We start from the raw sequence: 21,705 nt of genomic DNA on the forward strand, positions 1-21,705 counted from the left end.
AAGTCAAGGGTGGACGAAGTCCATCGCGTAGCGACGCCGAAGGCGCCCTTGACTTTGGAGGGGCGGCCCCGTACGCAAGCGCCACCCCACCACCCGAACACCCCTCTTGCCAATCAAGCAACACACTCTTGAAGAGCGCCCTAACACCCCAGAAGAACGCCCGACGCCCTTCCTGCCAATCGACGGGCTCCCGACCGACTCCCGACCGACTCCCGACCGGACCGACTCCCTGTCAACGGCCAAGTGCGTGTCGCCGCTGGTGGCCAGGTGAAAGTCCCCGGTCTGGTGCCGGTTTTCAGGTGGTGGTGAGTCGTCGGTCGGTGCGTGTTCGGGCTTGTCGCATGCGGAAGGACTCGCCTTCGGTGACCACGACGTGGCTGTGGTGCAGGAGCCGGTCGAGCAGGCTGACGGCTGTGGTGTGCTCGGGCAGGAACCGGCCCCACTGGTCGAAGGGCCAGTGCGAGCCGATGCCCAGGGCACGGCGTTCGTAGGCGGCGGCGACGAACCGGAACAGCAGTTGGGCGCCGGTGTCGTCCAGTGGCGCGAACCCGACCTCGTCGATGATGACCAGATCGGCGCGCAGCACGGTGTCGATGACGCGGCCGACGGAGTTGTCTGCCAGCCCGCGGTAGAGCGTCTCGACCAGGTCGGCGGCGGTGAAGTAGCGGACCTTGTGGCCGGCCTGGACCGCGGCGACACCGAACGCGATGAGGGTGTGGGACTTGCCGGTCCCGGCCGGGCCGACGGCGCAGTAGTTCTCGGCGGCGCGGACCCATTCCAGCGAGGCCAGGTAGTCGAACGTGGCCGCCGGGATCGAGGACGCGGCGACGTCGAACTCCTCGATCGTCTTGATGACCGGGAACGCGGCGGTCTTCATCCGGTTGCGGGTGTTGGAGGCATCGCGTGCGGCCAGTTCGGCGTCGATGAGGGTGCGCAGCAGCTCTTCGGGCCGCCACCTCTGGGTGCGGGCGGTGACCAGCAGTTCGGGCGCCAGCCGCCGGATGGCCGACAGTTTCAGGCGGCGCAGCCCGGCGTCCAGGTCGGCCGGCAGCGCGGGATCGGTCGCGGCGGTCATGAGGCGTCTCCGATCGTGTAGGCCGACAGCGGCCGGGTCGGCACTGCGGGCAGGTCCAGCACCAAGGCGTCTCCGGCGGGGCGGGGCTGCGGGGTGCCGGGTCCGGCGGCCAGGATCGCGCGCACGTCGGCGGCCCGCCATCGGCGGAACGCCGTCGCCCGCTCCAGCGCGGCGGCCACGGTGTCGTCGCCGTGCGCTGCTCGCAGCGCGGCCAGATCGGCAAGGTCGCCGGCCAGCCGGGTGTTGCCCGAGGCGGCCGACCCGGTCAGCCACCGCTCGGCGACCCCGCCCAGGGTCAGGAAGGCCTTCTCGTTCTCGGTGCGCGGCCGGGCCGCGCGGCGCGGTGCGGGTCGGGGGCCGCCGTAGTGCTCATCGAGCACGGCGGCCTCACCCGGCGCGACCGGGGCATGGTCGGCGACGATCTGGCCGGTCGCGGGATCGGTGATCAGCAACCGCCCGCCCGACTCGGCCACGGCGACCCGGGCGCCGATCAGCCGGGTGGGCACCGAGTAGCGCGCCGAGCCGAACCGCACGCACGACAGCCGGTCCACCTTGCGGGTCACCGGCGCCGGGCCGATCGCCGGACGCAGCGACGGCAACGCCGACAGCAGCTCCCGCTCGGCCTCCAGGCGCTCGGCGGGAACCGCGCAGATCTCCGAGTGCACCACGCCGTTGACCTCGGCGCACCACTGCCGGGCTGCGGCATTGGCGGCCCCCAGGCCGGTGAACGGGGCCTGCGCGGCGACCAGGTCGGCCTTGGCGTAACCGACCAGGTTCTCCACGATCCCCTTGGACTCGGGATCGGCGGCCTCGCACCAGTCCGGCCGGAACCCGTAGTGCGCCGCGAAACGGACGTAATCGGCCGTCGGAACGACCTTGTTGGCCACCACGCCGCCTTTCAGACAGCCCATCCGGTCGGCCAGCACCACCCTGGGCACCCCGCCGAGCTCCTCGAAGCACTCGGCCAGCAGCCCCAGCGTGGTCGCGGCCCGCTCGTCGGCGGCGAACCGCACGAACCGCACTCGCGACCAGGCCAGCACCGCGCAGAACACGTGCAGCCCGCTCACCGAGCCCCAGTCGATGACCAGCATCTCACCGGGCGTCCACACCGCCGGACGGCGCCCCCGGTGATGCTCGCGCCGCCAGGTCTTCTTCGCCGAGGCGACCAGCCGCCGGAAGTTGCGCGCCGACCCGGTGTAACCGGCCGCCCGCGCCGCCGACAGCAGCCGCTTGGCCGAGATCTTCCCCTGCGTCGCGGTCACCTTCTGGGCCACCAGCCCCGCGACCGCGTCGTAGTTGTGTTTGCGCGGCGCACGGACCGGCGCCTTGCCTCCGGCCTGCTGCCGCTCGATGATGCGTCTGACCGTCTTGTGCGTCGTCCCGCACATCGCTGCGGCCCCGCGATAGGTGCCCACCTCACGGTAGGCGGCGATGATGTCCATGACTTCCCCCGATGACTTCATGACGCTGAAGGCCCCCTGGGCGGCGATCTCGACTGGCTGACACCGTCAAGATCGCCGTCCAGGGCCCACACCCCCGGACACGACACGCATGATCAACGAGAAGTGGGGACTTCTAACCGGCCACCAGCGGTGACCTCGACCCGGCCACCACCGGAGACTTTTGCACGGCCACGGACACTCCCGACCGGCTCCCGGCAGAATCTCGACGGGCTCTCGATTGAATTTCGAAGGAGTCGCGTAGATCAGCATTGGATCACTTCGTCAGGAAACACTTCTCGACCTGGGCTCGCGCGCAGTTCGGCCCACCCGTACGGCGCCACCCGTACGGCGCCACCCGTACGGCGCCACCCGTACGGCGCCACCCTCGGCGTACGCCGAAAAGGAAGCCGCCGTTGTCGGGAGGTGAGGTCAGAGAAGGCGGGCGGCGAGGAGGGCGGCGCCGTGGACGGCGGCGCGGTCGCCGAGTCGCGTGACGGCCAGCGGGGGAGCGGGACGGAACAGCAGGCGGTCGGCGAGCCGTGACTCCAGAGGTTCGAGCAGCAGCGCCCCCGCCTGCGCGAGCCCGCCGCCGAGAACGAACAGCCCCGGGTCGAGGAGCAGCGTGGTGGCGGCGAGGCTGTCGGCCAGGCAGTCGAGGGCCTCCGACCAGACCCGGGCGGCGAGATCTTCGGTGCCGGCCCGCGCGATCACGTCCTCCGCGCGGACGTTTCCCGGAGCGGTCTCTGCGTGGGCGCTTTCCTTGGTGGGCTCTGTGCGGGCGCCTCTTGCGGTACTTTCCGTGTGAGCACCTCCCGCGCCCGCGCCGTTCGGTGCGATGCTCGTCATTCCCGCGCTCTTCGCCCCGCCGGCGGCGCCGTCCAGCCTCCCGGCCGGGTCCGGCATCGGGTTGCCCGCTGCGGTGGTGTAGCGGCGCGCGATGGAGGCGGCGGACGCGTAGGTCTCGAGGCAGCCCCGATTGCCGCAGGCGCAGGCCTCGCCGCCGGGCCGGACGACGATGTGCCCGACCTCGCCGCTCCAGCCGGAGACGCCCGGGTAGGTGGTGCCGTTGAGGATCAGGGCGGCGGCGATGCCGGTGCCGATCGCCATGAACACGAAGTCGCCGGCGTCGCGTCCGGCGCCGAGGACGGCTTCGGCGAGCCCGCCGGTGCGGACGTCGTGGCCGACGGCGACGGGGACGCCGAGCCGCTCCTGCGCCAGGTGCAGCAGCGGCACGTCCTGCCAGCCGAGGTTGGCGGCGCGGACGGCGGTGCCGGACGCCTCGTCCACGATGCCGGGGACGGCGATCCCGGCGGCGCGGGCGGGCCGTCCGAGCGCTGCGGCGCGGGCGGCCATGTGGGCGGCGAAGTCGAGGATCCCGCCGACGGGGTCGGTGCGGTCGGTGGGCCGTGTCTCGGCGAGCAGCGTCTCGCCGGGCGCCGCCCCCGTCCCGGCGGGGACGAGGGCGGCTTTCATGGACGTCCCGCCGACGTCCAGCGCGATGACGGTCACTTGACGGAGCCCGCGGTGAGGCCGCCGATCAGGTACCGCTCGATGAAGACGAAGAGGATCACGACGGGGACGATGGCGATGAGGGAGGTGGCGAACAGGTACTGCCAGTGCGCCTGGTACTGGGTGACGAACGAGGGGATCGCGACGGTCAGCGGCTGCCGGTTCGGCGATGCGGTGACGGTCAGGGCGACGATGTACTCGTTCCAGGCGGTGATGAACGTGTAGACGATGGCGGTGACGACTCCCGGCGTGGAGATGGGGAGCGTCACCCGGAACAGGGCGCCGAGGCGTCCGGCGCCGTCCAGGAACGCGGCCTCCTCCAGTTCCTTGGGGATGCTGGAGAAGTAGCCGTGCAGGATCCAGACGCAGAACGGCAGGTTGAACGCGGCGTTGACGAGGATCAGCGCCATCAGCGTGTCGGTCAGGTTGAGCGCGACCATCTCCCGGAAGATGCCGATGACCAGCGCGGTCGGCGCGAACATCTGGGTGACGAGGACGAGCAGCAGGAACGCGCCGCGGCCGCGGAACCGGTTGCGGGCGGTGTAGTACGCGGCGGGCAGCGCGCACGCCAGCGTCACCAGGGTGGCGACGGCGGCGACGACGAGCGAGACCCGCATGTTCGTCCAGATCGGCGCGGCCTTCCAGACGTCCACGAAGTTCGACCACTGCCAGTGCCCGGGCAGGTAGGTGCCGGGCGACTCCGTCAGCTCGTGCTCGGTCTTCAGCGACGTCAGGAACATCTGCAGGTACGGAGCCACGAAGATCAGCGCGACCAGCCAGCCGACCCCGGTGAGGATGACCTTGCGGACGGGAGAGCGTTTCATCGGACCTCCTCCCGCCAGCGGGTGGCACGCAGGTACACCAGCACCATCACCAGGATCAGGACGAAGTTGACGACGGCCATCGCGGCAGACTCGCCGACGTGCTGGTCGTAGAACGCGAGCTTGTACATGAAGGTGGTGGTGGTGTCGGTGGCGTGCCCGGGACCGCCCGCGGTCATCGCCCAGATGATCGGAAACGAGTTGAAGACGTTGATCACGTTGATGATGGAGGCGATCAGGACGGCGGGCCGCAGCAGCGGCAGCGTGATCCCGAAGTAGGTGCGGAACGCGCCGGCGCCGTCGACGCGCGCCGCCTCGTACACGTCGGACGGGATGGACTGGAGCCCGGCGAGGATGACGAAGGAGGTGAACGGCAGCGAGACGAACACCGCGACCCACATCATCCACAGCATCGCCTGGTGGGGGTGGCCGAGCCAGTTGACCGGCTTGTCGATGACGTGCAGGTCGAGCAGGACGCGGTTGACGATGCCGGAGTAGTTGTCCAGCATCCACTTCCAGATCAGCGCGGTCATCAGCACCGACGCCGCCCACGGGACGATGACGGCCCAGCGGACGACGCGGCGGCCGGGGAAGCGGGCGTTGAGCAGCTGCCCGATCGCGAGCGACAGCACCATGGTGACGACGACGACACCGGCGACCCACAGCAGCGTGCGGAGCACGACGGGGACGAGGGCGTCCTCGTCGAACAGGTCGGTGTAGTTGGCCGAGCCGCGGTTGCCGAGCGTCACGCCGGACGAGCTGATCTTCAGCAGCGAGGTGCGGACCATCTCGATGACGGGCCACAGCACGACGACGGCGATGAGCGCGATCGACGGGCCGAGCCACAGCAGCGGGACGAGCGCGCGCCCGATGCGCCTGGGCAGGGAGGCGCGGGACGCCGGACGGAGCCCGGCGTCCCGCTGCACGGCGACGTCCTGCACTCAGCTCGCCTTTTCGGCGGTCTGCTGGATCTCGTCGAGCACCTTCTTCGGGTCCTTGTCGGCGACCGAGGTGCCGAGGCTCTGCTTGACGGCGCCCGCGACCGCGGACCACGCGGGGTTGCTGGTCGGCGCGAACTTGCTCGTCGGCAGCGCGTCCACGAACTGCTTCATGTACGGGTCGGAGCTGAGCGCGTCACCGGCGGACTTCGTCGTCGGGAGGAAGCCCTCCTTGGACAGGAACCGCGAGACGTTGTCCTTCTGGTAGAAGAAGTCGAGGAACTTCCTGACGGCCTCCTTGTTCTTGCCGTCGTTCTTCTTGAACGCGTCGAGGACGTCCATGACACCGAGCGTGTTGGGCTGCGAGCCCGCGTTCTTCACCGGCAGCGAGGTGACCCCGAAGTTCAGGTTCGGGTTCGCGGGGGTGATGAATCCGGCCTTGGTGAACGGGCCGCCGATCGCCATCCCGATCTTGCCCTGCGCGAACTGGTTGAACACCGTCTTGCGGTCGGTGCTCTCCGGGTTCGGCTGGGTCAGCCCGGACTTGTTGAGGTCCTTGAGGAAGTTGAGCGTGTCGATGTTGGCGGGCTGGTTGATGGCCCATTTGCCGGACGAGTCGACCCAGCCGCCGTTGTCGTTCATCGCCCAGGAGTAGAACTCCGCCTGCGCCTCTTCGGGGCCGAGCGGCAGGCCGTAGCCGATGGCGCCGGTCTTCTTGACCTTCTGCGCGTCGGCCTTGATGTCGGCCCAGGTCTTCGGCGGGTCGGTGATGCCGGCCTTCTTGAACAGGTCCTTGTTGTAGAACATCAGCCGGGCGCTGGAGATGAACGGCAGCGTGTACTGCTCGCCGTTGTACTTGGCCTGCTCGACGAACGTGGGGGTGAAGTCGCTGAGCGTGGCCGGCGACACCACCTCGGAGGCCTTGTAGAGCAGGCCGTCGCGGGCGAAGTCGGAGAACGCGTTGTAGTTGAGGATGTCGGGGACCTGCTTGGTCTGGACGTAGGTCTTCACCTTGGCGTCCATCTGGGTCCAGTCGACCATCTCCAGGTTCACCTTGTACCCGGAGTTCTTCGCCTCGAAGTCCTTGATCAGGGCGTCCCAGAAGGGCTTGGTGTTGTCGTCGTAGATCGCCGCGACGAATTTGATCGTCTTGCCGTCGGAGTCGTCTCCGCCGGACGAACTTCCCTTGCCGCATCCGCTGACGCCGAGTGCCACGGTGAGGCCCGCGGCGATGGCGCCGATGAGGTGCCGTTTCATCTGTCCCGCCTTCTTCGGCTCGCACTTGCGGACGCTCCCGCGCGCCCGTGCGTCGTTTTCGGCCCGCATGTTCACGCCGCCCCGGACGGGTCGCGCGGCGTGCCGTCGCATGACCCTTTGGCGTGCTCCTCCCACGGGCGGCGTCGGCCGCCCGGCCCTCCTCCCTTTCGCGCATGAAAAATTGTGCGCGGTGCGAATGCTCACTGAGCACAAACGCGCGTGGTGGCCATGAAGATAAACACTGGTCCGTACCAGTTCAAGGGGTGCATTACGCAAGAGGCTTAACCGTTACCGGAGGCGGTCGTGGTCCGGTGTGCACGCTGGGCTGGTCTGGTCGGGCGGTTTCGGCCCGTGGTCGCGCGGGTTTGGGGCGCTCACTCTGCGCGCGACCCCTGTGACCTGCCGTGACGGGCGCGCGGCGGCGGGTGCGGAAGCGGCCGCGGATCTTCGGCGGCGGGCGGCGCGGCGGGCCGGTGAACATCGTCGAGCGGATCGACGTCGGCGCGCCCTGCCGGCTGGTCTACGACCAGTGGACCCGCTTCGAGGACTTCCCGTCCTTCATGAAGAAGGTGGTGGGCGTCGACCAGCCGTCCGACGAGAGGCTGGACTGGAAGGCGCGGATCTTCTGGTCGAGCCGCACGTGGCGCTCGACGATCGTCGAGCAGGTCCCGGACCGGCACATCGTCTGGCGGTCCGCGGCGGCCAAGGGCGGCTCCGGCTCGAACTCCTCGGGCTCCTCGAAGAGCAGCCGTGGCTCGAAGGACGCGGCCAAGGAGGAGGAGTACGAGAAGGCCTGAGACCGCACCGGCCTCCGCCGGACGGAACGCCGCGGCCTCCTCAGGGCGCCGGGCGTGGACCCCGCGTCCACGCCCGGCGGGTCAGCGGATCATCCGGGCCAGCTCGACGCGCGACCGGATCCCGAGGCGGGTGAAGACGTTGCGGAGGTGGTGGTCGATCGTCCGGGGGCTGAGCAGCAGCCGGGCCGCGATCTCGCGGTTGGTGGCGCCCTCGGCGACCATCCGGGCGATGTGCGCCTGCTGCGCGGTGAGGCCGGTCAGCGCGGGCGGCTCCCCAGGCCCGGAGGCGGTGCGCGGTGCCGCCGCCTCCGGGTCCGGGACGGGGCCCGCGTCGCCGGCGGCGCGCAGTTCCGCGCGGGCCTGGCCCGTCCACGGGACGGCGCCGTACCGCTCGAAGATCCGCAGCGCGGTGCGCAGGTGCTCGCGGGCGGCGCGGGGGCGGCGGCCGCGCCGGAGCCGGGCGCCGAACAGCAGCTCGGTGCGGGCCAGCTCGAACACCGCGCCCGCCGACTCGTGCAGCCGGAGCGCCTCGGTGTAGTGCGCGGCGGCCTCGTCGTCGCATTCGGCGAGCAGGGCGGCGCAGCGGCGGGCGAGCGCGAGCCGTCCCGGGGTGCGCGTCGCGTCCGCCCAGCGGGTGAAGTCCTCGGCAGCGCGGACGGCGCGGGCCCGGTGGCCGGTGTAGGCGAGCGCCTCCACCAGGTGCGGGGCGGCGAGCAGCCGGGCGAGCGGGTGGGCCAGGCCCGCGCCGCCGGGTAACCGCAGCCGCGCGGCGGCGTCGCCGGGACGGTCCGCGGCGAGGTCGAGGCAGGCGGGCGCCCACGCGCCGAATGCGGCGGCGCGGGTGAGGCCGCGCCGGTCGGCGCCCGCGAGGCCGCGCCGGTCCGCGCCGCCGGAGAGCGCTTCCAGGTGCCGGTGCGCCGCGTCGCGGTCGCCGTTGAACGAGGCGACGAGCGCGAGCGCGGCGAGGTGCTCGGCGGCGTGCCCGTGCTGCCCGGTCGCGCGCGCCAGCCGCAGGCCCTCGTGGGACGCGGCGACCGGCACCGGCGGATGGCCGAGGAGCGTCTCGCACCGCGCCGCGGCTGCCAGCGCGTACGACTCGGCGGGCGCGTCTCCGCGCAGCCGCGCGGACGCGACGGCCCCGGCGGCGAGCGCGCGCGCCCGGTCGTCGCCGACGGCGAGGGCCGCGAGCGCCGCCCACGCCTGCGCGGCGGAGTCCCCGGCGGAGTCGCCGGAACGGTCGGCCGGGGAGTCGCCTGCGATGGCCTCGCCCAGCCGGACGGCCCGGCCGAGCAGCGGCGCGGCCTCGGTGTAGCGGCCGCGGAACGTCGCGGCCATCCCGGCGAGGTGCGCCCGCATCAGGTCGGCGCGGGGCGTGTCCGGCGCGCCGGGGAGGTTCGCGGCGCGCTCGGCGATCTCGGCGTAGGCGATGTGGTCGCCCGCGGCGTCGGCGGCCTCGGCCGCCCACATGAGCGCCGTGAGCGCCAGCGCGCCGTCGGTGCCGGCGAGCCGTTCGGCGGCGTCCCGCAGCATCGGGACGGCGGTGGCCGGCGACCCGGAGCCCGCCTCGATCTCGCCGCGCAGCAGTTCGGCGAGCCCTGCGCGGGTGCCGTCCTCGTCCAAGGGCCGGACCTGCCGCAGCACGGCGCGGGCCCTGCGCGCGCGCCCGCCCGCCCAGGCGTCGGTGGCGGCGGCCAGCAGCCGGTCCGCGCGCGCGCCGCGTTCCGACGTCAGCGCCGCGGCGCGCTGCCACGCCTGCCACGAGTCGCCGTACCGGCCCGCGCGCCGGGACCGCGACGCGGCCTCCGCCAGCTCGTCGGCGATCCGGTCGTCGGCCTCCCCGGACAGCGCCGCGCGGTGCCAGATCAGCGACGGCCGCTGCCAGTCCTGCACGAGCAGCTGCGCCAGCAGCGCGTGCGCGGCGCGCCGCTCGGCCCGCGACGCCTCCGCCCACAGCGACGACCGGACGAGCCGGTCCCGCACGACCACCGCGTCGTCCCCGGCGACCGCGTGGTCGGCGAGCCGCAGCAGGCCCGACTCGCGCGCCGCCTCGATCTCCCGCGCGCCGATCCCGGCGGTCCGCGCGGCCCGCGCCACCGTCGCCGCGCCGAGCCACTCGTCCGCCGCGACCATCAGCACGAGCCGCTGCGCGCCCGCCGGGAGCCGCAGGTGGCGGCGCCGGAACAGGGTCCGCAGGACGCTGCCGGGCGGCAGCGCGCGGGGCGGCGCGGCGCCGCCGGACAGCTGCGCGGCGGTCAGCCCGCCGGCCAGCTCCCGGACGGCGAGCGCGCACCCGCTCGCCAGGTCCACGACCTCCTCCGCGAGCTCGGTGCCGAGCGCGTCGCCGACCGCGTCCTGCAGGATCCGCAGGCTCGCCTCCTCGTCCAGCGGCGGTAACCGCAGGTGCGGGATGCCGGTCAGCGGCGCCTGTGTGCGCGCGGCGAAGACGATCGCGAGCCGCTCGTCCCCGACGCGGCGCGCCGCGAACGCGAGCGCGTCCAGCGAGACCCGGTCCAGCCACTGCGCGTCGTCCACCCGGCACAGCACGGGCCCGGACCGCGCGGCGACGCTCAGCAGCTCGCAGACCGCCGAATACAGGACGAACGGGGCCGGCGCCTCGCCGCCCGACAGCGGCGCCAGCGCCGCCCGGAACGCCGGCGGCAGCTCCCCGGCCAGGTCCGACAGGGGCCGCAGCAGCCGGTGCAGGCCCGCGTACGGGACGTCCGCCTCGGCCGGGACACCGGTCGCCGAGAGCACCCGGAACCCCTCGGCGGCGGTCCGCTCCGCAGCGTCCAGCAGGGCCGTCTTGCCCATCCCCGCGTCCGCGACGACGGTCAGCGCGCCGCCCTGCCCGTCGCGCGCCCGGCCGAGGAGCCCTTCGACGACCCGGAGCTCCCGGTCGCGTCCGTACAGCCGATCGTGTCCAGACAACACACCCATGGTCACGAGAGGAGCACGGGCCCGCCGGACGGTCCAGAGCGCGGTTCAGTTTCGGGGCGTCCGCGCAACGGGACAGGGCCCCGATTGTGCGCCGGCACAGTGCGGGCCGGTACCGGTGGTACCGGAGTGCGCGCGGTGGCACGATGAGGCCCCCTGCATTGTGCCGGAGGTGGCAGGCGATGACGGCGAGCCGGTCGGGAACCACAGACCGCGGGGACACCGGGCTCCGCGAGGGCGCCCGCGGGGACCCCGCCCACCGGGAGCCGGCCCGCCGCGACCCCGCCCACCCCGCCCACCTCGTCCGGGACCGGGACCTCGGTCGCGCGGACGCCGACCGGGCGATCCTGCGCAAGGCGGTGCTCCGGCTGACCGACCGGCTCCCCGACCTCGCCGACCGGCTCGCCGCCGAGATCCTGTCCGGCGACGACGGCGACCGCTCCGAGCAGCTGCGCGGCGACCTGTGGGAGGTCTGCCAGACCGGCCTCGGGCACGGCTTCCAGGCGATCCTCGACCCTGGCCGGGGCCGCACCGACCTGGACTGGGCGCGCCGGCTCGGCCGGCGCCGCGCCCACCAGGGGCAGCCGCTCGACCAGCTGCTGCGCTCCTACCGGCTCGCCGGACGGGTGTTCTGGGAGGCCGTCGTCGAGGTCGTCGGAACCCATGACCCCGGCAACGTGCCCGCGCTCGTCCGGCAGGCGACCCGCACCTGGGACACCATCGACGAGCAGTCCGGCGCGGCCGCCGACGCCTACCACCAGACCGAGCTGTCGCTGGCGCGGCGCAGCGAGGAGCGCGTCCAGGCGATCGTGGACGCGCTCCTGGACGGGCAGGGCGCGGACGGCGGGCTGCTCGCCACCGCCGCGTCCGTCCTCGGGCTCCCCGCGGCGGGCCGGTACGCGGTGGTGATGCTGGGCGCCGAGGGCGGGTTCGCGGGCGGTCTCGACGGCGAGCTGTCCGCGGAGTTCCCCGGCGGCCGGGACCGGCGCCCCGGCGACATCGGCGGGATGCGGTTCATCTGGCGGCTGCGCGCGGACGCGCAGGTCGCGCTGGTCGCGCTCGGCACCGCGGAGCTGGACGACCTCGTCGCCGCCGTCCGCCCCTACGCCCGCTCCCACGCCGGCGTCAGCCCCGTCGTGCACACCCTCGCCGAGCTCGGCGGCGCGCGCTGGCTCGCCGAGCTCGCGCTGCGCACGTGCCGCGGCCCCGGCTCCCAGGTCGTCCGGCTCGACCGGCGCCTTCCCGACGCGCTGGTGCTGTCCCAGCCGCGGCTGGCGGGCCGGCTCGGCGACGTCGCGCTCGGCGGCCTCGCCGGCGTCGACCCCGCGTTCCGCGACGTGCTGCTCGCGACCCTCGCCGCCTGGCTGGACTGCGACGGGTCCGCCGCCCGCGCCGCCGACCGGCTGTTCTGCCACCGCAACACCGTCCTGAACCGGCTCCGCAAGATCGAGCAGCTCACCGGCCGCACGCTCGCCCACCCCCGCGATCTGGTGGAGGTCGCGCTCGCCCTCAGCGCCCTCCGCCTGCACGGCCCCGCCGACGCCGGTGAGCCGGGGGCTAACCGGTGACGACCGCGCGGAGCAGGCGGAAGTAGTCGAAGGGGCGCAGGGCGTCGGTGCGCCGCCACGCCTCCGGCGGCACCGCCCGCTCCAGGGTCACGTTCTCGACGACGTCCAGGCCGTGCTCCGCGAGCAGCGCGTCCACCTCGTCCGGCGCGAACCGGGACCGGGACGGCTCGCCCGCCTCCCGGGTGACCTGCGCCGCGATCTCGGCGTAGGCGTCGCCCTCGGCGTCCCGCAGGCCCGGCGGCAGCGCGTAGTCCATGACCAGCTCGGTGCCGGGCGCGAGGCGGCCGATCTCCGCGAGCGTGCCCGCGACCGCGTCGCGGGTGAGGAAGTAGCTGACGCCGAGCCAGCTCACCAGCGCCGGGCGGGCGGTGTCGAACCCGGCGGCCTCGAGGGGCGGGACGGGCCCGTCCGGCTTCTCGAAATCGACCGGAACGAGCGCGGCGTTCTCCGGGACGGCGATTCCGGCGGCGTCCAGCAGGCCCTTCTTCCATTCCTGCGTCGCCGGATGGTCGACCTCGAAAACGCGTATCCCGGCCGGTGCGCGGAACGCGTAGGTGTCGAGTCCCGCGCCGAGCACCGCGTACTGGTCGAAGGCGCCGGCCCGCGCCTCGGCGTAGCGGCTGCGGACGGTGGTGATCGTGCGGGTCCCCGCGAGGATGATGTGCCCGCCGTTGCCGCGGTGGTAGCCGATCATCTCGTCCGCGAGGCCGCCGAGCAGCCGCCCGGCCAGCGGATCGGTGAAGATGAGGGGCCGCTCGTCCACCAGCGGGTGCGCGGCGCGGGCCGCCGCCGCCGACAGCGCGGTGCGGCTGGGCCGTCCTTCGTCCATGGCGTGCCTTTCCCATCTGGCCCCGGTGCGCCCGTGGGCCTGTGTCTGAGAAAAGGCAGCCTATTCGCCGACAGCCCCATCATAGCAGTGTCAAATAAATTCCCTATATACCTCACATCAAAATCAGGCGGCATTCCTTTCGGGCCTCCCGGCCCGGCGGCCGCTGTCAGCGTCCTGCCAGCGATATGCCAGGGCCCTTGCCGATGCTGGCTCCATGATCCTCATCGCCGGAGCCGGCCCGACCGGCCTCACCCTCGCCATCGACCTCGCCCGCCGCGGCGTCCCGCACCGCATCGTCGACCCCGCCCAGCCGTCCGGCTCGCGCGGCAAGGGCCTCCAGCCCCGCACCCTCGAGGTCCTCGACGACCTCGGCGTCATCGACGCCGTCCGCGCGGCCGGCGCCCCCTACCCGCCGCTGCGCGCCTACTCCGGCGCCGACGTCGTCTGGGAAGGCCGCATGCACGAGCCCGTCCCGCCGACGCCCGAGGTGCCGTACCCGAACGTGCTGATGGTGCCGCAGTGGCGCACCGAGCGGATCCTCCGCGACCGCCTCACCGCCCTCGGCGGCCGCGTCGACCCCGTCGGCCTGTCCTCCTTCACACAGGACGACGACGGCGTCACCGCCGTCCTGACCGACGGCACGACCGTCCGCGCCGCCTACCTCGTCGGCGCCGACGGCGGACGCAGCACCGTCCGCAAGACCCTCGGCGTCCCCTTCCTCGGCGAGACCCGCGACGAGGAACGCATGCTCATCGGCGACGTCCGGACCCCCGACCTCGACCGCGACCACTGGCACATGTGGGCCGACCTGGAGACCCGCACGCCCGGTGTCGGCCTGTGCCCGCTCGCCGGCACGTCCGACTTCCAGTTCACCGCCGCCCTCGCACCCGGCGAGGACCCCGACCTCACCCTCGCCACCTACCAGCGGCACCTCGACGCCGGCACCGGCCGCGACGACATCCGCCTCACCGGCCTCGGCTGGGCGTCGGTCTACCGCGTCAACATCCGCATGGCCGAACGGTTCCGCGCCGGCCGCGTCCTCCTCGCGGGCGACGCCGCCCACGTCCACTCGCCCGCCGGCGGCCAGGGCCTCAACACCGGCGTCCAGGACGCCTACAATCTCGGCTGGAAGCTCGCCGCCGTCCTGTCCGGAGCGTCCCCGTCCCTCCTCGACACCTACGAGGAGGAGCGCCTCCCCGTCGCCGCCGGCGTCCTCGGCATCAGCACCGCCCTCTACCAGAAGGCCGCCGAAGGCCAAGCCGACGCCCACCAGCGCGGCGAGGAGACCCAGCAGCTCCTGCTCGCCTACCCCGACAGCCCCCTCTCGTCCGGCCCCCACGGCGGCACCCGCGCCCCCGACGCCCGCCTCGCCGACGGCACCACCCTCTTCGACGCCTTCCGCGGCCCCCACTTCACCCTGCTCGCCTTCAACACCCCGCCGCCCGCCTGCGGACGCGGCGTCCGCACCGTCCAGATCACCGCGAACCCCGAAGCGGAAGCCGCCTACGACATCACGGGCCCGACCGTCGTCCTCGTCCGCCCCGACGGCTACCGAGCCCACACCGGCGCCCCCGACTCCCTCACCCCCCACCTGACCCGCTACGACCTCCTCTGAGGCGGCCACGCCACAGAAGGGCGAGCGCGCCAACGAGCAACGCACCCAGCCCCGCAACAGCGACGTACAAGAAGGGAGACCGCCCGCCGGCCGGCTCGCGCCCCGCACCGGCCGGAACGACATTCACACCATTCGCCGCCACCTGCACCCGATCGAACCGCTCGTAGACGGGGTTGGGCGCATTGGCGGGCACCGGGTACTTGGCGGGGTCCATGGCGCGCGCGATGCGGATGGCGCCGTAGCCGGTCGCTTTGTCGGGGACGGGCTTGCTGATCGGCAAGGCGGTGGCGATGAGCCGTTGGACGACGGTGCGGCCGGACATGTTCGGGTTGTGCGCCCGAATCAACGCCACCGCCCCCGAAACCAACGCCGCGGCCCCGCTCGTCCCCTCGGCATCCGCGTAGACCTTGTCACCCCTGCCGACGACCACCGACCCGCTCGCGGGCGCCGCGACGGCAACGTAGGGCTGCCGCTGAGTTCGCGACCACGGACTGAGGTTCGAGTCGATGCCGCCGACGGCGACGACACCGGGGCAGGAACCTGGGGCCTCCGGGGAGTTGATGGTTCTCCCCTTGTTGCCGGCGCTGGAGACTAGAACGACATCATGCTCGATCGCGTAAGCGATGGTATCGAGGAGTTTCTTGGGGCATTGATGTGGAATATCATCTGCCCCGCCTCCGAAGGACAGGTTGATCACCGTGGCACCCTTGCCAACAGCGAATCGGATCCCGTTGGCGACGGCGTCCGTGGGATTTATCTCGGACCCCGTGACATCTTTGGTCATCACGTTCACGGGAAGTATCCTGGCCTCTGGAGCGATCCCCACGTAGCCGCTGTTCCCTCCGCCCTGACCTGCGATCATGACGGCCATGGACGTGCCATGGCCGTCCTCGAAGGCGTCCAGGTCTTTCCGTCCATCGGTCTTTCCGCCCGCGGTGTCCGCGCCCTTGAGGACGGCGCCGGAAAGCTCCGGAATACTTGCGTCCACTCCGGTGTCGAGAAGGGCGACCGTGGCGCCGGACCCCTTCGAGAGCGGCCAGACGGAGCTCTGGACGTCCCAAGCGGAGAACCACCATTCGTCCGCACGCGGCTGAAGGTCCGCCGAAGCGGGTGCCGCGTTGACGAAAACCAGGGCCATTGAGGCCAGAGCCGCGACGGCGCGGTGACGCGCCCTCACATGCGGTCCCTCGTGAACTCGTGCTGATACCTCATAAGCCTCGACATTTCACGATGCTGGGCCGCCGTCTCGCGTCGGCCGCCTGGGCGCTGCTCCGAGAACGCCTGGGACGGCCTCGATGTCCTCGTTCCACAAATTTGAGTCTTCGTCCGCCCACGCTTGGCGGTGCCGCTCTCGGTCTCCCGACGTCGATCCGCCCGCGCCGACCATCGGGCCCATCGCCATGGGGCCCGAGCGTGCAGCGGTCGCTTCCCTGAAGGTGGCTGCCGCTGTTGCGGCGCCCGGGCCGATACTGCCCCGGCCGATCACGCCGTTTCGAATACGGCCGTTTCCGCTTGGGCCATTCCGATTGAGGTCGCCGATTTCGGGTGTGCCACCGCCTTTGGCGCCGTTTGCACTTCTGGGCAGGCCTAGTACTGCACCGCCAGGTAGACCGGCGCTCCCGGGACCCGGTACGAAGCCCGCTCCATTGGGGACGTGAGGTGGGAGACCGCTCGACACGGGATTTGCAGAGCCCGAGCCCGGATTGGATAGCGGCACTTTAGGATCGTCAGGAAGGGCGGGGCTGCTGTCTCCAATCATACCGGGAGAGGGAACGCCTGAGAGGTCCGTGCCCTGGTTCGCTTGGTTTCCGCTACCAGGTGAGGTAGGTGAAAAACCGACTGGTGGAGCGCCGTGTTGTCCTGGCGGTATCGGAGGGGCGATCGGGGTTTCGGGTCCACCGCCTGGGCTTTTTGCCAAGGGGGTAGGCGTCAGATTGCCGGGCAAGTTGCCGCCTCTTGATTCACTACCGGAGGAGGCTGAAGAAGGAGCGGCGTTCAAGGTGGTGGATCCATTGAATTCCCCAGCCCCATCCGGGCCCCCGACGCCGCCGGGAGCACCCGGCCCAACGGAACCTCCGGCAGGCGTCGTGCTGATGAGGCCACCGTGCTCGAGATTGCTCGACGAGAGCGACGTCGAGATACTCGAGGGGAAGGCACTCCAGGTTTCGGTGATGCGTTCGTTCGCGCCTTGCATCCAGGAACGCGCTTCGGCGTCGTTCTTCGGCTGCGGCATGTTGTTCTTGTACCAGGCCAGGTATTCGGAGCCGTGGCGTTCGATGGCCGTGCCGAAGTCTCTGGACGCGGCGCCGATCGTGCGGCTGGAAGCCCACAGATTCCGCAGCTGTTCTTGAGCCGCGGCGGCGTCGGTGCCGTTCCAGGCGTCGTTCAGATCGTGGCCGATCTGGGCGAGCTTCGGCGTGAGCTTCTCGTAGGCCGCCGCGAAGCGGAGGTAGGCCTCTCCGGCTTCCGTGACGGCGCCCGGATCGCTGGACTTCAGGTACTGAAGGATGCTCGCTCGGTCATATCGGCCCGGTGACCCGGTCGGGGCCCCGTCACGCATGTAGTACGTGTACTCGTTCGTCATTTCGACCTCCGTTACCTCAGCGACCCTGGGCCCGGCCGTGGCGAGTCCGTCGTGCGGGGTGCGGTGGGATCGGGAGTGTCCTCGAGCTGGGTCCGGACGGCGGCGACCCGGCGTTCGAGTTCGGATTCGGCGTCGTCGTAGACCTGCGCGCTGCGGCGGAGCATCTTGATGGTGTTCAGCGCCTCCGTCAGGAACGCACCGTGCTGTTCGGTCAGCACGGATCGGCATTTCACGACGCTCGGGACGAGGCTCTGCGCCGCGTCCCAGGTGCCGTAGGCGGTGTCGGGGGTGCCGACCGCGCGCTGGAGGTCCTTGGTGGCTTCGAGGAGCTCTTCGAGGTCGGATTCGAGGCGTTTGGCGATGGCTCGCAGGCGGGTGCGGTCGACGCGGAGTTCGCCGGTCTGGTTGAGGCCGGGCCAGTTGCCGTAGGCGCCGGGCGGTACCGATCTCGGATCCACGGGCGGCATTTCGGTTCCCCCTCCGGCTCCCGTCGTGCTGGTCTCGGCGTCGGCGCGGACGCGCCCGTCGACTCTGTCATACGGCTTGACCAGGTGTCAGGGATCGGGCAATTCGGAGCGGCGGGATGATCTTATTCGGGCATCCGGATCTTCAGGGCCGGGCGGCGAGGCGCAGGCCGAGGTCGATGAAGAGGGAACCGGTCGCGACGTCGAGGCGGCGGCGGGCCGTCCGGCGGCGGCGGAGCCATTCGCCGATGCGGGCTGCGAGGACGCCGACCGTGCCGTCGACGAGGAATTCGAGGACGACCAGGAGGGTGCCGAGAACGGCGAACTGGAGACGGACCCGGCCCGATTCCGGGTCGATGAACTGGGGCAGGAAAGCGATGCTGAAGGTGACCATTTTGGGTCTCAGTAGATTGGTCACCAGGCCGTTGAGGTAGGCGCGGCGGTTCGAGGGCGGGGCGACGGCGGCGTGGACGGCCTCGCCGGTCGCGACGCCCGCGGTGGCGAGGAGGCCGGCGCGGGGGCCGCATGTCGGGGCCGGGGGCGGGCATCGCGACGGCCGAGGTCGGGGAGGACGCGGCGAGCAGGTGCCGGTCGATCGGCATTGCACGATCTCGGTGCATAGGATCGGTGCGCACTCGTCCCCGTTGGAACGGATCAGGCCGGCACATGACAGATGGCGACTCGGTGCGCTCGGCCGTCCGCGAGGTGCGGGCCGGGTTCGGCATCGACGGCAGGCGCGTCGACCGGATCGGGCGGCTGCTCGCCGACGGCGCGTTCCACACGGTCGAGGAGGTCGTGGCGCGGACGGGGTCGTCGCGGCGGACGGTGGAGGCGGTGTTGCGGACGCTCGCGCCGCATCTGGAGGCTCAAGGGGACGCGCGGCGGATCGCGAAGCGGCATGTCGGCGAATATGGCGACATCTTCGGTGAGCCGGTGGAGATCCCCGATCCGTGGACGGAGCGGGCCCGGCGCGACCCCGGGGCCATCGAGGCGATGGACGCGCTGGTCAGGGCGGCGCCCCCGGCCGTCCAGGCGCTGGATCATGTGCCCGCGACCGCGGAGACGGTGCTGAAGCGGGCCCGGTACCTGCTGGACGGCTTCGACCTGCGCGGCGCCCACGTGCTGTGCGTCGGCGATCATGATCTGACGTCGCTCGGCCTGTTCGTCGCGGGCGGCGCGGAGGGCCTGCGGGTGAGCGTGGCGGACATCGACGAGCGGCTGCTGGCGTTCATCGACGCGGAGGCGTCACGGAAGGGCTGGGACGTCCGCTGCCATGCCGCCGACCTGCGGCTCGGCCTTCCGGCGTCGTTGCGGGAGTCGTGCCAGGTCGTCTTCACGGATCCGCCGTACACGCCGGAGGGCGTGGGGTTGTTCGTCGTCCGTGGCCTGGAGGGGCTCGGGGACCAGCGGAACGGGCGGGTGCTGCTCGCGTACGGGTACGGGGAGCAGCAGCCGGCGCTCGGGCTCGCCGTGCAGAAGGCGCTGAATCCGCTGCATCTGGTGTATGAGGCGATGTTGCCGGGCTTCAACCGGTATGTGGGGGCGCAGGCGATCGGCAGCGCGGCGGCCCTGTACGTGCTGCGCCCCACGAAGCGGACAGCCGGGGCCGTCCGCGCCGCCGCCGAGGATCCCCGCACCGCCATGTACACGCACGGCGCGCAGTCGGTGGAGGCCGGGACCGGCGCGCTGGACGACGCGGCGGCGGCCCGCATCGTCGAGCTCGCCTCGGCCGAGAGTCCGCTGCTGGTGGGGGACGGCTGGCCCGCGAAGGCCGCCGGGCGCCGCGTGTCGCTGCGCGACTTCATGGCGGCTCCGCTGCCGCGCAACCTCCAAGGCCACGGCACGGTGCTGGTCAACCTGTATCCGGGTTTCGGGGCGTCGGCGGTCCGGGCGCTGCTGGCCGCCAACGCGCCGCGCGTCGGGCTCGTCTGCCGCAACGACCTGCCGTTCCTGCGGGACGCGGAGGGGCAGCGCGAGGTCCGGCGGCTCGCCGGGCCCGGATACCGGGTGGAACGCATGCTCCGCGGCGTCCCGTCGTCCGGCATGGCGCTCGTGCTGGCCGAGCGGAACGACCGTCCGGCGGACGCCGCCGAGCGGGTCCTCGCCCACATCCACGCGCGCGCACACGGCAAGATCGGCAACGGCTGGCGCGAGGGCCTCATCGCGCTCCGCAAGGCGGACGGGCGGACGCTCACCAAGGCCGAGGCCCGGAGGGCCATCGCGTCGGCCGCCGACCGTCCCGGCCTGCTGGAGCGGTCGCTGATCGACCTGCCGGCGCACCTGCTGCCCGTCCTGGACGAGCAGGTCCGGCGCTCCGTCGAGGCGCTGCCGGACTGACCCGGTCACGCGCGGGCGCGCGTCGTGCCGCCGTTGACGTGCAAAATCTGGCCGACGAGCGCGGGCAGCCGGTCGTCGGCCAGGAACGCGATCGCCGCCGCGATCTCCTCCGGCGCGGCGGTCCGGCCGAGCGGCACCCGCGCCGCGCACCGGGCCCGGATCTCCTCGCCGGTGACGCCCGCGGCCGCCGCGTCCGCCTCCAGCAGCCCGGCATCGAGCACGTTCGGCGCGACCGCGTTGACGGCGATGCCGAGCGGGGCGAGCTCGCGGCCGAGCGACTTGGCGAGCGCGATGATCCCCGCCTTGGACGCCGAGTGCGCCGTCGCGTCGGGGCGTCCGGTCACCCCCCATTCGGAGGAGACGAGGACCATCCGGCCGCCGCCGCGCTCCACCATCCCGGGCATGACGGCCTGCGCGCACGCGAACGTCCCGCCGAGGTTGACGTCGATGATCCGCCACCAGTCGTCGAGGTCGTGCTCGGCGAACGGGGAAAAGGCGGTGTACGCGGCGTTCGCGACGAGGATCCCGATGTGCTCGCCGGTGCGGCGCTCGACCTGCTCGACCATCTCGCGGACGGCGTCGGGGTCGGACACGTCGGCGGGCGCGGCGACGCCGTCCAGCTCGGCGGCGAGCTCGCCGACGGGCCGGTCCGGGCGGTCGTTCAGCGCGACGAGGTGCCCGCACGCCGCGAGCCGCCGCGCGACGGCGGTGCCGAGGCCGCCGCCCGCCCCGGTGATCAGCGCGAGGGCCATCAGATCACCGCACCGCAGTTGGGGGAGAGGATCTCGCCGGCGCAGAACGTCCCGTCCTCCACCAGGTAGGCGGCGGCGAGCGCGATCTCCTCCGGGGCCGCGAGCCGTCCCGTCGGCAGGGCCTGGACGAAGGCGGGCCGGCGCCACGGCGAGTCGGGCGGCAGCAGCGGCGTGTCGGTCGGGCCCGGCGCGACCGCGTTCACCCGCACCCCGGCCGGCGCGAGCTCCGCCGCCAGTGCCCGGACGAGCCCGATCACCGCGCCCTTCGCCGCCGAGTAGTGCGCCTCCGCGTCGCCTCCGCCCAGGGCGAGGTCGGCCGCCACGCCGACGACGGCGCCGCGCCCGCGCTCCGCCATCCCGGGCGTCACCGCCCGGCACACGTTCACCAGCCCGCCCAGATGCACCCGGAGCATGCGGTTCCAGTCCTCCCAGGCGATGTCGGACACCGGGACGAGCGCGTAGTGCCCCGCCGCGCACAGCGCCGCCTCGATCGGGCCCATCTCCCGCTCGATCCGGCGGACGACCGCGCTGACCTGGCCCGGGTCGGCGACGTCCACGCCGACCGCATAGTCGGCGTCCGGGGCCGGGCCCAGGTCGAGCGCGGCCGTCGTCCAGCCGCGTCCCGCCAGCTCGCGGACCATCGCGCTGCCGATCCCGCCGGCCGCCCCGGTCACGAGCGCGACTCGTTCGCGCATCCGCCGTCCCCCCCTCCCGAGACCCAGGCAAACCCGGCATTAGCCCAGGTGACAAGGGTCATGGCCGATTCTTGGCCGAATGCACTGC

18 protein-coding genes are annotated in these 21,705 nt (G+C 72.6%); 4 read left to right on the forward strand and 14 right to left on the reverse strand.

The annotated features are described in order from the left end of the window. Positions 1 to 295: 295 nt before the first annotated feature. From istB to F8568_RS37895, 6 genes are all read right to left on the reverse strand, one after another. The gene (gene istB, locus F8568_RS37870) at positions 296 to 1,075 is read right to left on the reverse strand and encodes an IS21-like element helper ATPase IstB (RefSeq protein ID WP_151598445.1); all 780 of its coding nucleotides are present in this window, start codon (positions 1,073 to 1,075) and stop codon (positions 296 to 298) included. Then, positions 1,072 to 2,538 carry an IS21 family transposase gene (gene istA, locus F8568_RS37875; RefSeq protein WP_151598446.1) on the reverse strand — a complete coding sequence of 489 codons (1,467 nt, stop codon included), beginning with the start codon at positions 2,536 to 2,538 and terminating at the stop codon, positions 1,072 to 1,074. Before istA ends, istB begins: the two co-directional genes overlap by 4 nt. Positions 2,539 to 2,946: 408 nt before the next feature. Then, positions 2,947 to 4,026, reverse strand: a complete 1,080-nt coding sequence (locus F8568_RS37880) for an ROK family protein (RefSeq protein ID WP_202125807.1) — start codon at positions 4,024 to 4,026, stop codon at positions 2,947 to 2,949. Next, positions 4,023 to 4,850 carry a carbohydrate ABC transporter permease gene (locus F8568_RS37885; RefSeq protein WP_151598447.1) on the reverse strand — a complete coding sequence of 276 codons (828 nt, stop codon included), beginning with the start codon at positions 4,848 to 4,850 and terminating at the stop codon, positions 4,023 to 4,025. Before F8568_RS37885 ends, F8568_RS37880 begins: the two co-directional genes overlap by 4 nt. Beyond that, a complete protein-coding gene (locus tag F8568_RS37890) occupies positions 4,847 to 5,788 on the reverse strand; it encodes a carbohydrate ABC transporter permease (protein ID WP_328601201.1) in 942 nt (313 codons plus the stop codon). Before F8568_RS37890 ends, F8568_RS37885 begins: the two co-directional genes overlap by 4 nt. After that, complete coding sequence (locus F8568_RS37895) at positions 5,789 to 7,042, reverse strand: extracellular solute-binding protein (protein ID WP_151598448.1); 1,254 nt, start codon at positions 7,040 to 7,042, stop codon at positions 5,789 to 5,791. Positions 7,043 to 7,446: 404 nt separating this feature from the next. Between F8568_RS37895 and F8568_RS37900 the strand changes: the two genes are divergently transcribed. Continuing rightward, positions 7,447 to 7,839: an SRPBCC family protein gene (locus F8568_RS37900; RefSeq protein ID WP_151598449.1), complete on the forward strand. Its 393-nt coding sequence runs from the start codon at positions 7,447 to 7,449 to the stop codon at positions 7,837 to 7,839. 81 nt (positions 7,840 to 7,920) lie between these two features. Here F8568_RS37900 and F8568_RS37905 read toward each other — a convergent pair whose 3' ends face one another. Next, positions 7,921 to 10,767, reverse strand: a complete 2,847-nt coding sequence (locus tag F8568_RS37905; RefSeq protein WP_160573913.1) for an AAA family ATPase — start codon at positions 10,765 to 10,767, stop codon at positions 7,921 to 7,923. Positions 10,768 to 10,955: 188 nt separating this feature from the next. Here F8568_RS37905 and F8568_RS37910 point away from each other — a divergent pair, with 188 nt between their 5' ends. Continuing rightward, positions 10,956 to 12,341, forward strand: coding sequence for a PucR family transcriptional regulator (locus F8568_RS37910; protein ID WP_151598451.1), 1,386 nt, complete (start codon positions 10,956 to 10,958; stop codon positions 12,339 to 12,341). Here F8568_RS37910 and F8568_RS37915 read toward each other — a convergent pair. Then, on the reverse strand, positions 12,331 to 13,170 hold the full coding sequence (locus F8568_RS37915) for a class I SAM-dependent methyltransferase (RefSeq protein ID WP_151598452.1): 840 nt from the start codon (positions 13,168 to 13,170) through the stop codon (positions 12,331 to 12,333). The two genes, F8568_RS37910 and F8568_RS37915, sit on opposite strands and share 11 nt — an antisense overlap. Before the next feature lie 214 nt (positions 13,171 to 13,384). Between F8568_RS37915 and F8568_RS37920 the strand changes: the two genes are divergently transcribed. After that, positions 13,385 to 14,785, forward strand: coding sequence for an FAD-dependent monooxygenase (locus tag F8568_RS37920; RefSeq protein WP_151598453.1), 1,401 nt, complete (start codon positions 13,385 to 13,387; stop codon positions 14,783 to 14,785). Here F8568_RS37920 and F8568_RS37925 read toward each other — a convergent pair. The 4 genes from F8568_RS37925 to F8568_RS49995 form a co-directional block, all read right to left on the reverse strand. Then, positions 14,751 to 15,923, reverse strand: coding sequence for a S8 family serine peptidase (locus F8568_RS37925; protein ID WP_151598454.1), 1,173 nt, complete (start codon positions 15,921 to 15,923; stop codon positions 14,751 to 14,753). The genes F8568_RS37920 and F8568_RS37925 overlap by 35 nt on opposite strands. 87 nt (positions 15,924 to 16,010) lie before the next feature. Then, positions 16,011 to 17,369, reverse strand: coding sequence for a hypothetical protein (locus F8568_RS37930; RefSeq protein ID WP_151598455.1), 1,359 nt, complete (start codon positions 17,367 to 17,369; stop codon positions 16,011 to 16,013). An 11-nt stretch (positions 17,370 to 17,380) separates the two neighbouring features. After that, complete coding sequence (locus F8568_RS37935) at positions 17,381 to 17,836, reverse strand: hypothetical protein (protein ID WP_151598456.1); 456 nt, start codon at positions 17,834 to 17,836, stop codon at positions 17,381 to 17,383. Between the two features lie 142 nt (positions 17,837 to 17,978). Further along, on the reverse strand, positions 17,979 to 18,440 hold the full coding sequence (locus F8568_RS49995) for a LysE family translocator (RefSeq protein ID WP_202125808.1): 462 nt from the start codon (positions 18,438 to 18,440) through the stop codon (positions 17,979 to 17,981). A gap of 59 nt (positions 18,441 to 18,499) precedes the next feature. Here F8568_RS49995 and F8568_RS37945 point away from each other — a divergent pair, with 59 nt between their 5' ends. Beyond that, positions 18,500 to 20,170 carry a bis-aminopropyl spermidine synthase family protein gene (locus F8568_RS37945; RefSeq protein ID WP_160573914.1) on the forward strand — a complete coding sequence of 557 codons (1,671 nt, stop codon included), beginning with the start codon at positions 18,500 to 18,502 and terminating at the stop codon, positions 20,168 to 20,170. A 5-nt stretch (positions 20,171 to 20,175) separates the two neighbouring features. Here F8568_RS37945 and F8568_RS37950 read toward each other — a convergent pair whose 3' ends face one another. Both F8568_RS37950 and F8568_RS37955 read right to left on the reverse strand, forming a co-directional pair. After that, positions 20,176 to 20,922, reverse strand: coding sequence for an SDR family NAD(P)-dependent oxidoreductase (locus tag F8568_RS37950; RefSeq protein ID WP_151598458.1), 747 nt, complete (start codon positions 20,920 to 20,922; stop codon positions 20,176 to 20,178). Then, complete coding sequence (locus tag F8568_RS37955; RefSeq protein ID WP_151598459.1) at positions 20,922 to 21,617, reverse strand: SDR family NAD(P)-dependent oxidoreductase; 696 nt, start codon at positions 21,615 to 21,617, stop codon at positions 20,922 to 20,924. Before F8568_RS37955 ends, F8568_RS37950 begins: the two co-directional genes overlap by 1 nt. Positions 21,618 to 21,705 lie beyond the last annotated feature (88 nt).

The sequence above is a fragment of the Actinomadura physcomitrii genome (genome assembly GCF_008923205.2).
In the GTDB taxonomy this organism is placed as follows: domain Bacteria; phylum Actinomycetota; class Actinomycetes; order Streptosporangiales; family Streptosporangiaceae; genus Spirillospora; species Spirillospora physcomitrii.

Bases quoted from the DNA above. Each gene is read 5' to 3' on its own strand.
- istB (WP_151598445.1), bottom strand. From the start codon at position 1,075: ATGACCGCCGCGACCGATCCCGCGCTGCCGGCCGACCTGGACGCCGGG.
- istA (WP_151598446.1), bottom strand. From the start codon at position 2,538: ATGAAGTCATCGGGGGAAGTCATGGACATCATCGCCGCCTACCGTGAG.
- F8568_RS37885 (WP_151598447.1), bottom strand. From the start codon at position 4,850: ATGAAACGCTCTCCCGTCCGCAAGGTCATCCTCACCGGGGTCGGCTGG.
- F8568_RS37895 (WP_151598448.1), bottom strand. From the start codon at position 7,042: ATGAAACGGCACCTCATCGGCGCCATCGCCGCGGGCCTCACCGTGGCA.
- F8568_RS37910 (WP_151598451.1), top strand. From the start codon at position 10,956: ATGACGGCGAGCCGGTCGGGAACCACAGACCGCGGGGACACCGGGCTC.
- F8568_RS37915 (WP_151598452.1), bottom strand. From the start codon at position 13,170: ATGGACGAAGGACGGCCCAGCCGCACCGCGCTGTCGGCGGCGGCGGCC.
- F8568_RS37920 (WP_151598453.1), top strand. From the start codon at position 13,385: ATGATCCTCATCGCCGGAGCCGGCCCGACCGGCCTCACCCTCGCCATC.
- F8568_RS37925 (WP_151598454.1), bottom strand. From the start codon at position 15,923: ATGGCCCTGGTTTTCGTCAACGCGGCACCCGCTTCGGCGGACCTTCAG.
- F8568_RS37930 (WP_151598455.1), bottom strand. From the start codon at position 17,369: ATGACGAACGAGTACACGTACTACATGCGTGACGGGGCCCCGACCGGG.
- F8568_RS37935 (WP_151598456.1), bottom strand. From the start codon at position 17,836: ATGCCGCCCGTGGATCCGAGATCGGTACCGCCCGGCGCCTACGGCAAC.
- F8568_RS37945 (WP_160573914.1), top strand. From the start codon at position 18,500: ATGACAGATGGCGACTCGGTGCGCTCGGCCGTCCGCGAGGTGCGGGCC.
- F8568_RS37950 (WP_151598458.1), bottom strand. From the start codon at position 20,922: ATGGCCCTCGCGCTGATCACCGGGGCGGGCGGCGGCCTCGGCACCGCC.
- F8568_RS37955 (WP_151598459.1), bottom strand. From the start codon at position 21,617: ATGCGCGAACGAGTCGCGCTCGTGACCGGGGCGGCCGGCGGGATCGGC.